The 13,818-nt window shown below is 71.4% G+C and carries 12 protein-coding genes; 8 read left to right on the forward strand and 4 right to left on the reverse strand.

The genetic code is table 11. From position 1 onward, the window contains the following. Positions 1-45 precede the first annotated feature (45 nt). Together QEZ54_RS13455 and QEZ54_RS13460 are read right to left on the reverse strand one after the other, a co-directional pair. Positions 46-786, reverse strand: a complete 741-nt coding sequence (locus QEZ54_RS13455; protein WP_281304908.1) for a pyrimidine reductase family protein — start codon at positions 784-786, stop codon at positions 46-48. A 359-nt stretch (positions 787-1,145) separates the two neighbouring features. Continuing rightward, a complete protein-coding gene (locus QEZ54_RS13460) occupies positions 1,146-2,234 on the reverse strand; it encodes a potassium channel family protein (RefSeq protein ID WP_281304909.1) in 1,089 nt (362 codons plus the stop codon). A 291-nt stretch (positions 2,235-2,525) separates the two neighbouring features. Between QEZ54_RS13460 and QEZ54_RS13465 the strand changes: the two genes are divergently transcribed. From QEZ54_RS13465 to QEZ54_RS13500, 8 genes are all read left to right on the forward strand, one after another. Beyond that, complete coding sequence (locus QEZ54_RS13465; RefSeq protein ID WP_281304910.1) at positions 2,526-3,818, forward strand: extracellular solute-binding protein; 1,293 nt, start codon at positions 2,526-2,528, stop codon at positions 3,816-3,818. A gap of 97 nt (positions 3,819-3,915) precedes the next feature. Then, on the forward strand, positions 3,916-4,875 hold the full coding sequence (locus QEZ54_RS13470; RefSeq protein WP_281304911.1) for a sugar ABC transporter permease: 960 nt from the start codon (positions 3,916-3,918) through the stop codon (positions 4,873-4,875). Positions 4,876-4,884: 9 nt separating this feature from the next. After that, the gene (locus tag QEZ54_RS13475; protein ID WP_281304912.1) at positions 4,885-5,727 is read left to right on the forward strand and encodes a carbohydrate ABC transporter permease; all 843 of its coding nucleotides are present in this window, start codon (positions 4,885-4,887) and stop codon (positions 5,725-5,727) included. After that, the gene (locus tag QEZ54_RS13480; RefSeq protein ID WP_281304913.1) at positions 5,724-7,142 is read left to right on the forward strand and encodes a GH1 family beta-glucosidase; all 1,419 of its coding nucleotides are present in this window, start codon (positions 5,724-5,726) and stop codon (positions 7,140-7,142) included. The genes QEZ54_RS13475 and QEZ54_RS13480 overlap by 4 nt, the downstream gene beginning before the upstream one ends. 65 nt (positions 7,143-7,207) lie before the next feature. Continuing rightward, positions 7,208-8,230: a LacI family DNA-binding transcriptional regulator gene (locus tag QEZ54_RS13485; RefSeq protein ID WP_281304914.1), complete on the forward strand. Its 1,023-nt coding sequence runs from the start codon at positions 7,208-7,210 to the stop codon at positions 8,228-8,230. 286 nt (positions 8,231-8,516) lie between these two features. Next, positions 8,517-9,323 carry an amino acid-binding protein gene (locus QEZ54_RS13490; protein ID WP_281304915.1) on the forward strand — a complete coding sequence of 269 codons (807 nt, stop codon included), beginning with the start codon at positions 8,517-8,519 and terminating at the stop codon, positions 9,321-9,323. Positions 9,324-9,475: 152 nt separating this feature from the next. Next, entirely contained in the window at positions 9,476-10,522 is a 1,047-nt protein-coding gene (locus tag QEZ54_RS13495) for a GNAT family N-acetyltransferase (protein WP_281304916.1), read from the forward strand. 73 nt (positions 10,523-10,595) lie between these two features. Then, entirely contained in the window at positions 10,596-12,209 is a 1,614-nt protein-coding gene (locus tag QEZ54_RS13500; RefSeq protein WP_281304917.1) for a nitric oxide synthase oxygenase, read from the forward strand. 98 nt (positions 12,210-12,307) lie between these two features. On the opposite strand, the gene QEZ54_RS13505 is transcribed toward QEZ54_RS13500, so the two are convergent. Then, entirely contained in the window at positions 12,308-12,835 is a 528-nt protein-coding gene (locus QEZ54_RS13505) for a hypothetical protein (RefSeq protein WP_281304918.1), read from the reverse strand. 13 nt (positions 12,836-12,848) lie between these two features. Next, positions 12,849-13,781, reverse strand: coding sequence for a hypothetical protein (locus QEZ54_RS13510; RefSeq protein WP_281304919.1), 933 nt, complete (start codon positions 13,779-13,781; stop codon positions 12,849-12,851). Positions 13,782-13,818: the final 37 nt, after the last annotated feature.

Raw genomic sequence — 13,818 nt, forward strand, 5'->3', positions numbered from 1 at the left:
AATGACCGCAACGGGCGATCTCGCTGAGGAGATCACGTGCTGCGGTCAGGAGGTCGGGGCTTCGGGGCGGGTGTGGCGCAGGTAGAGGAAGCCTTCGGGGTCGGTGTGGGTGTGGACGTGGGCGAGCGTGCGCGGGGGATGCGGGGCCCCGGCGGTGATGCGGCCGGCGCCGGCGCCCGCGAGCAGCGGAGATACGGTCAGGCACAGCTCGTCCACCAGGTCGTCGGCGGTCAGCGACCCGAGCAGGCTCGGCCCGCCCTCGCACAGCAGCTGGTCCAGCCCCCGCGTCCGCAGCAGCGCCAATCCGGCGCGCAGGTCGGGCGCGGCCACGACGTCCGCCACTCCGGCGAGCCGGTCCCGCCGGGCCGTGGGCGCGTCCGGGCTGGTCAGCACCAGCGGCCGGACCGGGGCCTGGGCCAGCGCGGGCAGGTCCGGGTCGAGGTCGAGCGAGCCGGAGACCACCACCAGCCGGGGGTACGCCGCCAGCCCGCGCTCCTCCCGCCACCTCCTGCGGTCGGCGTCCAGGGTCAGCGGCCGGTACTGCTCCACCCGCAGCGTGTTGGCCCCCACCAGCAGCCCGTCGCAGAGCATCCGCAGCAGCTTCAGCAGCCGCCGGTCCTGCGCGCCGGACAGCCCGGTCGACATCCCGCCGACCGCCACCGCCCCGTCCGCGCTGGCGACGAAGTTCGCCCGCAGCCACGGCCGATCCGCCCGCCCGTACCACGCCGCCAGCTCGCCGTCAGAAACCTCGGCCGCAGACCGCACCCGCGCCCCTCCGCCCCTCATCGACTGCAGTTTCGGGGAAAGCGCCCGAATCTTGAGCTGGATGAGTGCACTTTCCGAGAAAGTGTAGTGATCATGGCCGCCGCCGCGCGGTGGGCGCGGCCGTGGGCTGGGCGCGGCCACGCGGCGGCGCCGCGCCGAGGGCGCGGCCGTGGGGCGGGCGCGGTCGCGCGGTGGGGTGCGGTCGTGGGTGGCCGAGGGGTGGGTGCGGTTACTCGCCTGGGGGGCCGGTGACCGGGGGTGTGGGTTCGGCGGGGCGGTGCTGGCAGTCGCACCAGGTGCCGCCGCGGCAGCGGTCGTGGCGCTGCTCCCGGCATTCCTTGCAGATCATCGCTACCCCCTCGGCTACGGAGCCGGGTCGCTCACGGCCGGTCCGGTTCAACGGACGTGATGACGGCGCTCTCCTCCGGAGCCGCCGCGCCGCGCGGGCGGCTGCCCACGACGACCACCCGGTCACCCTCGGCCAGCGTGCTGACCTGTGGATACGGTAGCGCCCGGCCCTGCCGGAGCACGGCGACCACCGGCTCGGGGCAGGCGCGCGGCGCCTTGCCGACCTCCTCGGCGCGGACCGGCCGCTCGGACAGTTCCAGCCCGTCGCCGTGTACGAGCAGGTCCGCGAAGACCTCCCCGACCAGCGGCGACTGCGCGGCGACCCCGAGCAGCCGCCCGGCGGCGGCCGAGGAGGTGATCACCGCGTCGGCGCCGGAGCGCAGCAGCAGCGGCTCGTTCTCGGCCTCGCGGACGGAGGCGGCGACCAGGCAGGTGGGGTTGAGCTGGCGTGCGCTGAGGGTGGCCAGTACGGCGGTGTCGTCGCGGTTGGCGGCGATGATGACCCGGGCGGCGGTGGGTACGCAGGCCTGCCGGAGCACCGCGTCGCGGGTGGCGTCGCCGAGCACGGCGGCGTATCCGTCGCGGTTGGCCTCGTCGACGTACTCCTGGCGGGCGTCGACGACGACGATGCGGTCCGGGGTGAGGCCGGTGGCGCGCAGCTGCTTGATGGCGTTGACGCCCTTGGTGCCGTATCCGATGACGACGGTGTGGTCGTGCAAGTCTCTCCTCCAGCGGTCGCGGCGGCGCTGGTCGCGGTAGCGCCTGGTCAGCACTTCGAAGGCGGTGCCGACCAGGATGGCGACGAACGCGATGCGCAGCGGGGTGATGAAGACGGCGTTGACCAGCCGGGCGCTCGGGCTGACCGGCACGATGTCGCCGTAGCCGGTGGTCGACAGGGTGACGGTGGCGTAGTAGAGCGCGTCGAGCCAGCTCATCTGCCCGTCGGAGTTGTCCTTGTAGCCGGCTCGGTCGGCCATGACCAGCACCATGACGGTGGCGAGGATGCCGAGGCCGAGCAGGACGCGGCGGCGGATCTGCCGGACCGGGTCGTACCGGCGCTCGGGCAGCTTGATAGCCCCGCCCTGCAGCTCGTCGGGGGTGACCTTGCGCGATCCGGCCATGCAGGGAGCGTATCGGACGAACGGGCGAGCATCAGATGACCCTTCGTACGAATAAAAGTGGCCCCGCAACACGGCGGTTGCGAAAACGCGCAGCGTGCGCGCGGATGATCATGCAGTGACATAGGTAACAGAATGGGAACGCTCCCATCAGTCCTCTTGACACCTGCGTAACCTGACGGCAATCTCATGGGAGCGCTCCCGGACTCTGTGGTCCAGGCCACAGATCAGGGCGGTGTTGAACCTTAAGCAACAGCCCCCACCTGCACATTCGACGACCTGAGAGGGGTCAGGATGGGCGTCACCCCGCGCCGCCGCACTTTCGCGGTGGCTGCAATCGCCGCGATCACCGCCATTGGCGGTCTCACGGCGTGCACCAAGAAGAACGACGAGCCGAGCACTCCCGGTGAGATCAAGCTCGTGGTCGACCACTTCGGTGAGTTCGGCTACGACGACCTGGTGAAGCAGTACGAGCAGTCGCACCCCGGCATCAAGATCGAGCTGCGCAAGACCGCTCAGCTGGGTGACTACCGGCCGAAGCTCGTCCGCTACCTGGCCACCAACAAGGGCGCCGGCGACGTGGTCGCCCTCGAAGAGGGCATCATCACCGAGTTCAAGGCCAACGCGGCCAACTGGGTGGACCTCTCGCAGTACGTCGGCGACAAGTCGGCCGACTACCTGCCGTGGAAGTACGAGATCGGCAAGACCTCCGACGGCAAGCTCCTCGGTCTGCCGACCGACGTGGGCGGCCTGGCCATGTGCTACCGCAAGGACCTGCTCGAGGCCGCCGGCTTCCCGGCCGACCGCGACGCGGTCTCGGCCCTGTGGCCGACGTGGGACAAGTTCATCGAGGTCGGCCAGCAGTACCGGACCAAGACCGGCAAGGGCCTGCTCGACACCGTGACGACCGCGTTCAGCGCGAGCCTGTCGCAGGTCGGTGGCGACCTGTTCTACGACAAGGACTTCAACGTCGTGGCTGACACCAGCCCGGCCGTGAAGCAGTCGTGGGACCTGGCCGTCAAGCTGGCCGACGCCAAGGTGACCGCCAAGACCAACACCTGGTCCGCCGAGTGGCAGGCCGGTTTCCAGCAGGGCACCTTCGCCGCGACCCTGTGCCCGTCGTGGATGCTCGGCATCATCGAGCAGAACTCGGGCGCCGCGAACAAGGGCAAGTGGGACGTCGCCGCGGTTCCCGGCGGCGGTGGCAACTGGGGCGGCTCCTGGCTGTCCGTGCCGACCCAGAGCAAGCACCCGAAGGAGGCCGCCGAGCTGGCCGCGTTCCTGACCAACGCCGACAGCCAGGTTGCCGCGTTCAAGGCCAAGGGCCCGCTGCCGTCGAACCTGAAGGCGCTGGACAACGCCGACTTCCAGGCGTACCAGAACGCGTACTTCAACAACGCGCCGGTCGGCAAGATCTTCGGTGAGGGTGCCAAGACCCTCAAGCCGGTCACCATCGGCCCGAAGCACTCCTCGGTGAAGGAGCGGGCGTTCGAGCCCGCGCTGCAGGCCTACGAGGCCGGACGCCTGTCCGCCCAGGCGGCCTGGGACCAGGCGATCAAGGACGCGAAGGTCCAGGGCGCGTTCTGATCTGAGTTGAACCGCACAGCGGCCCCGGTGGCGCTCATCCCGAGCGCCACCGGGTCTGTTCACCGCCTCCTGTGCAGTCACGAGCAAGGGAATCACCATGAGCCTCTCGGCACCTCCCGCGCCGCCTCAGCTGGTCAAGCCGGATACCCACCGAGCCCCCAGCAGCCGCCGCTTCAGGCTTTCGCGCTGGGACATCAAGTACTCGCCGTACATCTACGTCGCGCCGTTCTTCATCCTCTTCGCCGTCTTCGGCATCTACCCGGTGCTGCAGACCGCCCGGATGGCGCTGTACGACTGGAACCTGATCGGTGACCACACGTTCACCGGCCTGGACAACTTCACCGCCCTGATGGGCGACGAATACTTCTGGAACGCCGTCAAGAACACCTTCGGCATCTTCCTGCTGGCCACCGTTCCGCAGCTGCTCGGCGCGCTGTTCCTGGCCAACCTGCTCAACCAGAACATGCGCGGGCGCATGTTCTTCCGCCTGATGATCGTCGCGCCGAACGTCACGTCGGTGGCGGCGGTCGCGATCGTGTTCGCGGTGCTGTTCCGCCGCGACTTCGGCCTGGTCAACTGGGTGCTCGGGTTCTTCGGCGTCGACGCGATCGACTGGAAGGGCCAGACCTGGAGCTCCTGGACCGCGATCGCCACCATGGTCGACTGGCGCTGGACCGGGTACAACACGCTGATCCTGCTGGCCGCGATGCAGGCGATCCCGAAGGACATCTACGAGTCCGCGTCGCTGGACGGCGCCGGCAAGTGGCGCCAGTTCTGGTCGATCACCATGCCGCAGCTGCGTCCCACGCTGATCTTCGTGGTCACCGTGTCCACCATCGGCGGCCTGCAGCTGTTCACCGAGCCGGTGATCTTCGGCGACGGCCGGATCCTGGGCGGCGCGCAGCGCGAATTCCAGACCATCGCGATGTACATGTACGAGAAGGGCTTCAACGACCTTCAGTTCGGCTACGGCTCCGCGATCGCCTGGGCCCTGTTCATCATGATCATTCTCGTGTCCGGCGTGAACTACCTGCTGATCCGCCGCTCGGTCAAGTGAGGAGCTGACATGTCCACTGGTTCGAAAAGGCTGTGGCAGGCCAGTCCGCTGACGTACGGCGCCCTGATCCTGGCGTCCCTGCTCTCCCTGTTCCCGTTCTACTTCATGTTCATCGTGGCCACCCGCAAGCTGGAGGTCATCAACGCGGTCCCGCCGCCGTTCAGCCCCGGCGGCGACTTCGGCGACAACTTCGGCCGGGTGCTGGACAACGAGCACGCCGCGTTCCTGTACGGCCTGATCAACTCGGTGATCGTCTCCTGCGCGGTGACGCTCAGCGTGGTGTTCTTCTCCGCGCTGGCCGGGTTCGCCTTCGCCAAGCTGCGGTTCAAGGGCCGCAACATCCTGCTGCTGGCTATCGTCGGAACCATGATGGTGCCCACGCAGCTGGCCATCATCCCGCTGTACGGCATGATGCAGGACTGGGGCTGGGGTGCGACCCTGCAGGCCGTCATCGTGCCGTTCATGGTGACCGCGTTCGGCGTGTTCATGATGCGCCAGTACGCGAGCTCGGCCATCTCCGACGAGCTGATCGAGGCCGCCCGCGTCGACGGGTGCGGCACGTTCCGCATCTTCTGGAGCGTCGTGGCGCCGGCGCTGCGCCCCGCCGCCGGTGTGCTGGGCCTGCTGACGTTCATGGACACCTGGAACTCGTTCCTGTGGCCGTACGCCATCCTCGACTCGGACACGCCCACCGTGCAGGTGTCGCTGGCGCTGCTGTCGTCGGCGTACTACACCGACTACGCGCAGGTGTTCGCGGCGACCGCGGTGGCGACTGTGCCGCTGCTGCTCGTCTTCGTCGTTTTCGGTCGCCAGATCATCGGCGGCATCATGGAAGGTGCAGTAAAAGCGTGACCACTCAGCAACACCCCCAGCTCGCCGCCCCGGCCGTGGCCTTCCCCCCGGACTTCCTCTGGGGGGCGGCCACCGCCTCCTACCAGATCGAGGGCGCCGCCTTCGAGGACGGGCGCACCGCGTCGGTGTGGGACACCTTCGCCCGTACGCCGGGCAAGGTGCTCAACGGGGACAACGGCGACGTAGCCTGCGACCACTACCACCGCAGGGCCGACGACGTCCGTCTCATGTCCGAGCTGGGGCTGCGGTCGTACCGCTTCTCCGTGGCGTGGCCCCGGGTGCAGCCCGGGGGCCGCGGCCCGGCGAACCAGAAGGGCCTGGACTTCTACCGGGGCCTGGTGGACGACCTGCTCAGCAAGGGCATCGAGCCGTGGCTGACCCTGTACCACTGGGACCTGCCGCAGGAGCTCGAGGACGCCGGCGGCTGGCCCGCCCGCGACACCGCCTACCGCTTCGCCGAGTACGCCGGGCTGGTGCACGACGCCCTCGGCGACCGGGTCAAGTTCTGGACCACGCACAACGAGCCGTGGTGCAGCGCCTTCCTGGGGTACGGCTCGGGCGTGCACGCCCCGGGCCGCACCGACGGGGCGGCCGCGCTGGCGGCGGCGCACCACCTCAACCTGGGTCACGGCCTGGCCGTCCAGGCGATCCGCGCCGCCGTGCCCGACCGGCAGATCGGCATCACGCTGAACCTGCACTCGCTGGCGCCGTACACGGACTCCCCGGAGGACCGCGACGCGGTGCGCCGCATCGACGGCGTCGGCAACCGGGTCTTCCTGGACCCGATCTTCCGCGGCGAGTACCCGGCCGACCTGGTGGCCGACACGACCGAGGTGACCGACTGGGGCTTCGTGCACTCCGGCGACCTCGCGGTGATCAACCAGCCGGTGAGCATGCTCGGCGTGAACTACTACACCCGGCAGATCGTGGCGGCTCCGGCCGACGACGGCCTGCCGCAGTCGCACTGGCGCGCGGCGTCGGCGTGGCCGGGCAGCGGTCATGTCCGATTCCTGACTCGTGACCTGCCGGTGACGGAGATGGGCTGGGAGGTGGACCCGGACGGCCTGGTCGACCTGCTGACCAGCACGCACCGCGACTACGGCCCGGTCCCGATGTACATCACCGAGAACGGTGCCGCGTACGACGACCGGGTGGCGCCCGATGGGAGCGTTCCCGACCCGGATCGCGTAGCCTACCTGGACGCACATCTGAAGGCGTGCCACCAGGCGATGGCGGCTGGGGTGCCACTGCGTGGATACTTCGCGTGGTCGCTGCTTGACAACTACGAGTGGGCCTGGGGCTACTCGCGGCGGTTCGGCATCGTCCATGTCGACTATGACACCCAGGTTCGCACGCCCAAGACCAGTGCACACTGGTACGCGGACGTGATCCGGCGCGGCGGCCTCGCCGCCTGAAGACAGCGGCCCGGGGGCCGTGAACAGCGGCCCCCGGACCGGCTAGACATGAATAAGGAGCAGCCATGACGACGCAGCGCACCAGGTCTGCCGGCAGACCGACGCTGGACGAGGTCGCCGCGCTGGCCGGAGTGGGCCGCGGCACGGTCTCGCGCGTCGTCAACGGCTCGCCGCAGGTCAGCCCCGAGGCCCGCAGCGCGGTCCAGGAGGCGATCAAGGAACTCGGCTACGTGCCGAACCGGGCCGCCCGCGCCCTGGTCACCCAGCGCACCGACTCGGTCGCCCTGGTCGTGTCCGAGTCGCAGGAGCGGGTCTTCGCCGAGCCGTTCTTCGCCGGCATCGTGCGCGGCGTCTCCTCGGCCCTGGCCGACACCTCGCTGCAGCTCTGGCTGGCCATGGCCCAGTCGCCCGCCGAGCGCCAGCGCATCGAGCACCACCTGACCAGCCAGCACGTCGACGGCGTACTGCTGCTCTCGCTGCACGAGACCGACCCGCTGCCGCAGCTGCTGCGCCAGCGCGGCCTGCCCGCCGTGCTCGGCGGCCGCCCGGTCAGCATCGACCAGCAGATCTCCTACGTCGACATGGACAACGTCAACGGCGCCCGGATCGCGGTGGAGTACCTGCTCAACGCCGGTCGCCGCCGGGTCGCCACCATCGCCGGGCCGCAGGACCTCGGCGTGGGCGTGGACCGCCTGGTCGGCTACCGCGCCGGGGTGCAGAGCGCCGCGGCCGAGCCGCTGATCGAGTTCGGCGACTTCAGCGAGTACAGCGGCGTCGAGGCGATGCGCCGGCTGCTGGCCCGCCGCCCCGACCTGGACGCGGTCTTCGTCGCCTCCGACCTGATGGCCGCCGGCGCCATCCGCGCGCTGCGCGACGCCGGTCGCCGGGTGCCGGAGGACGTGGCCGTCGTCGGCTTCGAGGACTCGCCGGTGGCCCGCCAGACCGAGCCGCCGCTGACCACGGTCTACCAGCCGGTCGAGGACATGGGCCGGCACATGGCCCGGCTGCTGCTGTCGCGCATCCGCGGCGAGGAGGAGCCCAACCACATCCTCCTCGACACCCACCTCGTGCACCGCAACTCGGCCTAATCCATCCGGTGGACCCGCGGTTGACGCGGGTTTGAAGCGGCGTGGAGGATGGTGGTCCGCCCGGTGACGGGCGGGTTAAGACATCCACGGTCGTCGCTGTTACGATGTCCGGGGTCGGGTGGCGGCAATGGCGGCGCTGCTCTGTAGAGGCGGCGCTGACCTGGGCTTCTCACTGAGCGGGATTCTTCCGGGCGGATACGGCGCCGCAATACGTACGAAACGGTTATAGGGCAAGCTCTGGCAGAGTTCCGGCGCTTGCGCGCCGCTCGTCCGGAGGGGAGCCGCCATGTTGCTGAGGGTTCGCGTCGCTCTGCCCGACCGTCCGGGCTCGCTCGGGCAGGTCGCCCGCACGCTCGGCGTCGCCGGTGCGGACATCGTCCAGGTCGTGGTGCTGGAGCGCCTCGGCGGCCGGGCGATCGACGACTTCACCGTGGTCTGGCCGGGCGGCGCCGGGGTCGAGCGGCTGCGCGCCGGGCTGAGCGCGATGCCCGGGGTGCGGGTGGACGGCATCTGGCGGGCCATCGGCGCGCCGGTCGCGGGCGCCTTCGACGCCGAACTGCTCACCCAGGTCGCCGCGAACCCGAACGAGGGCCTGGCCACCCTGGTCGACACCGTCCCGGCGCTGCTGGCCGCCGACTGGGCCATGGCGATCCGGGTGCCCGACGACTGGGCCGTGCGCAGCGGCTCCTCGGTCGGGGTCGAGGTGCGCCAGGGCGTCGACGACGCGCTCGTGCTCGGTGCGCTGCGCCAGGCCAAGGCCGCCGTCCCGCCGGTGCTGTACGCGAGCTGGCGCGCCCCGCAGCAGCTGCGGCTGCCCGAGGTGACGCCGCTGCGGGCGCGGGCGATGACCGGCTCCGACGGCACCCGCTACGCGCTGGCGCCGTTCGGTCGGGCCGGCCTGGTGCTGGTGGTGGCCCGTTCGGCCGACGACGACCTGCCCGTGGCCGCGTTCCACGCCACCGAGGTCGACCGGGTCGCGCAGCTGGTGCGCGCCGCCGCCGTGATCGTCGGCGACCGCCTCGACAGCGCCAAGGCGCCCACGCCCCGCGCCGCGGGCGACCGGCCGCTGGAGGAGCCCGCTTCGGCGGTCTGACCTGCTTTCGCGCGCCGTAACCTGTGACCTCGGGCATAGTTAGATCTTGATAAAGGCGTGTAACCGCCTGGAAACACGGCGCGCGCACGCTGGGTTCCTGACGCCGGAGGCCGCCCAGACCGGGTGCCCCGCCGGTGCGAGAGGAGCGGGTCATGGCGCTGTGGCGGGTACGGGCGACCGTCGACGATCGTCCCGGTTTTCTGGCGGTGCTGACGGCGAGCCTGGCGCTGCGCTCGGTCAACATCCTCGCCGTCCAGGTGCTCACGACCGAGTCCGGTGCCGTCGACGACCTGGTCGTCGACACCCCCGACGCGATGACCGAGGCCGAGCTGCTGGCCGCCATCGAGCGCGGCCGGGGCCGGGACGCGTGGGTCAGCCGCACCGACGCGTACGGCCTGATCGACCCGCCCACCCAGGCGCTGACCCTGGCCGCCCGCCTGGCCGCCGACCCCGAGTCGCTGCCCGCCGCGCTGACCTCGCTGCTCGGCGGCAGCCTCGTCCGCCGCGAGCAGGGCGGGGCCACCGCCAGCGGGCACTCCGACAGCACCATGCGGCTGCCCGACCCGTGCAGCGACGGCGGCTCGCTGGTCGCCACCCGGCTCGCCCCGGCGTTCACCCCGGCCGAGTTCGCCCGCGCGCAGGCGCTGGTCGAGGTGTGCCGGGCCGCGCTGACCCGGCGCCTGGCCGCCGCGACGATGCTGCTGCCCGACGGCACCGAGGTCGCCCTGCGCCCGGCCGGCGCGCACGACCTGGCCGCCGTCGACGACATGCACGGCCGCTGCGGCGAGCGCAGCCTCTACCTGCGCTATCTCTGCGGCACCCGGGGGCCGGGCCGCAGCCGGCTGGCGCGGCTGCTCACCCCGGCGCGCGGCTGCACCATGGTCGCCGAGACCGCCGGTGCCGCCGGCCGCCCGCACGTGGTGGCCGTGGCGAGCCTGATCGGCGAGGGTGAGACGGCCGAGATCGCGCTGCTGGTCGAGGACGGCTGGCAGCGCCGCGGCATCGGCACTGCGCTGCTGCGGCGCCTGGTCGGGCTGGCCGGGCCGTCCGGGTTCCGCTCGGTCACCCTGCACACCCACGCCGACAACGACGCCATGCTGCGCACCATGCGGCGGCTGCCGGACCCGTCCCGCCTCGACCGCGACGGCACCCTGCTGAGCGCCACCATCCCGGTGAGTGAGTTCGCTGTGCTGCGATAGCCGACGGTCATCCGCGTAGGCGGTCGCACACATTGTGCGACCGTCCTGCTCGTGGCCGGTCGAGCATTCACTCATGAGCGCCCCTCACACGCCGCCGGTCGGATACCGTGACGCTCCGCCGACCGAGTGGGACCCGGACCGGCCCGTCGACTTCGCCGAAGCCGAGGACTTCCTCCGCGCCTGCTACGCCGAGCTGCCGAAACTGGGGCCGGTCGAGCCCCGGCTGGCGGCGGCGCGCGAGCAGATCGACGCGCTGGGCACGTACACGCACACCCATACCGAGCTGGTGCACGGGGCCCGGATGGCCTGGCGCAACGCCAGCCGCTGCATCGGCCGGGTGTACTGGCGCAGCCTGAGCGTGCTGGACCGGCGTACCCACCGGGGCGAGGACCAGATCTTCGCGGACCTCGTCAGCCACCTGCACCTGGCCACCGGCGACGGGCACACCCGGGGCAGGCTGCGCGCCACCATCTCGATCTTCGGCCAGTCGGTCCCCGGCCGCCCGATCACGCGGGTATGGAACGACCAGCTCATCCGGTACGCCGGGCACCGCAAGGACGGTTCCCTGGTCGGCGACCCGCAGTACGAGCAGTTCACCGCCGAGGTGGCCAAGCTGGGCTGGACCGGCAAGGGCAGCGCCTTCGACCTGCTGCCGATCGTGCTGCAGACCGGCGACGGGCAGCCGCGCCTGTTCGAGCTGCCCGAGTCGGCGGTGCTGGAGGTGCCGCTGGCGCACCCGGAGTACAGCTGGTTCGCCGAGCTAGGACTGCGCTGGCACGCCGTACCGGCGATCTCGAACATGCGGCTGTCCATCGGCGGGGTCGACTATCCGCTGGCGCCGTTCTCGGGGTGGTACATGGGCACCGAGATCGGCGCGCGCAACCTCGCCGACGCCGACCGGTACGACCAGATCCCGGTCATCGCGGCGCGGCTGGGCCTGGACACCAGCAGCGAGACGACGCTGTGGCGGGACCGGGCGCTGCTGGAGCTCAACCGGGCGGTGCTGTGGTCGTTCGAGCGGTCCGGGGTGCGGATGACCGACCACCACAGCGAGTCGAAGCTGTTCCTGACCCATGTGGAGCGGGAGCGCAAGGCCGGGCGGGAGACCCCGGGCGACTGGAGCTGGCTGGTGCCGCCGCTGTCGGGCGGGCTGAGCCCGATCTTCCACCAGTACTACCCGGAGGCGGACCAGCGGCCGAACTTCTACCTCGACCGCGCCGCCCGCTGCCCGTGGCAGCCGCAGCCGGTGCCGCAGGTGCCGGCCCAGCGCACCGAGTCCGCCGCGGCACCCCGACCGACGACCTGCCCGGTCACCGGCCAGTCGGCTGCGGCGCCGATCGGCCAGTCGGCTGCGGCACTGACCGGCCAGCCGGCCGCGGCGCCGACGGGCCAGCCGGCCGCGGCACTGACCGGCCCGTCAGCCGGGACGGGGGCCGCCGCTCCGCCGACGGCGCCGGTCACGGTTCGCGCCGCCGCCCCCGCGCCGGCCGAACCGGCTCCGCCGCCGGTCGGGCGGGCCCGCGTGCCGCTGGCGGCGGCGGGATCGACAGCGGCCGGATCGACGGCGGCTGAATTGACGGCGGCGGCCGCTGCCGTGCGGCCGGACGGGTCCGCGGCGAGCCCGGTGGTAGCGGTCGCCGATGCCGAGCCGGTCCGCAGACGGGGTCTGCGGCGCCTGCTCGGCTGACCGCGACCGGGTATGACGCGCGCGGGCTCACACCTCATGGGGTGTGGATACAACCTATGGGGTGTGAGCCCGCGCCGACGATGGCCGCCGGGGACGGGTCACGCGCCGTTGTCGAGCAGCTCCGGACGGTGCACCTCGATGCGCAGGCGGCGGACCTTGTCGAGCTGGTCGCGCACCACGCTGTCGGCCGCCTCGGCGGCTCGGGCGACGAACTCCGCCTCGCTGCACCGGCGCAGCGTGCCGGGGCTGACCCGGACCTCCCAGGTCCGCATGCCCTGCTTCGCGTCGACCTCGACGCTGCCGTCGGTGCTGGCCCCGTGCGCCTCGATCGCGTCCAGCCCCTGGAAGTACGCCCGGGCGGCGGGGGCCTGGGCGCTGGCCGGGTTCACGGTCCAGCCGCCCGAGTCGCTCACGGCAGCCTCCACCTCCCGGGTGCGGGCCACCCACAGCAGCCGGCAGACCGCCGTGAGCTGCTGCTGCAGCTCGGATTCGGAGGTACGGCCGTAGTAGCCCGGCTCGAACGCCAGCCGCAGCTCATGCCGGCCGGTCAGCTCGGCCGTGATCTCGCCGTTCGGGGCGCGGACGTTCACCCGCAGCCCGTCGAGCCGGTCGCCCAACTCGCCCACCTGCGCACCGCCTTCAGTCGGAGTAGCCCATGTACTCGGGGTTCATGATGGTCTGCCGGACGGCGCCGACCAGGGCCGGCCGCGGCGCGACGAAGTAGTCGCGGTTGCCGTGGACGGCGTCCAGGACGTTGTTCAGCGCCTTGGCGATGCGCTGCTCGGTCTCGCTGATCACCTCGCTGGCCTTGTTCACCGCGGTGTGCATCGAGTCGAGCACGGCGTTGGTCTCGTCGCCGCTGATGGTCAGCTCCGGCGGGCTGGGCGGCAGCGCGGCGGCCACCCAGGCGGCCGCGCCGACCGTGGAGATCGAGATGGCCAGGGCCGCCGAGCCGCCGAGGGTCGGGATGGTGAGCAGGATGCCGGTGATCGCGGCGGCCGCCGTGAAGGTGACCGCCCACTCCTTGGACGTGCAGTCGTCCATGCAGTCCAGCGCCTTGAGCGTGTTCTCCGCGATCTGGTCGATGTCCTTGCGGGCCGCCGCCCACATGGCCTGCTCGGCCTCCAGCGCGGCCTTCAGCGCGGAGATGAGGATGAACTGGTTGCGGGCCACGGACGGGAACGGGTCGATGAAATTGGTCTTGAACTCCATCGCGGCCTTGCCGGTCCACGACTCGATGTACGCCTCCGACCCGCTGATCTTGTCCAGCACCGGGTTGGCGTAGTAGCTGCCGCCGTTGGTGGAGATCGGGTCGCGGGTGTCCTGCCCGGTGCTGAGCTTGGCCAGGGCGCGCTTGAGCGTCTCGATGGCCGGGTCGTACGACGCGGGATCAGGGATCTGGCTGAACGGCTGGAACAGCCCCGGCACCTCGGCGTAGCAGCGGTTGAGCAGCTTCGGCTGCTCCTGGGCGAGGTAGCTGGGCGACTTCAGCGCCATCAGCTCCTCGAGCCCCTCCTTGAACGCCTTGTTGCCGATGTCGGCCGCGTGCTGCATGAGCTGCTCGAAACTCACCGTCGCCCCCCTCGCGCGTCGTGGTGCCCCGGGCCGG

It is taken from the genome of Catellatospora sp. KI3 (assembly GCF_029948125.1).
Classification (GTDB): domain Bacteria; phylum Actinomycetota; class Actinomycetes; order Mycobacteriales; family Micromonosporaceae; genus Catellatospora.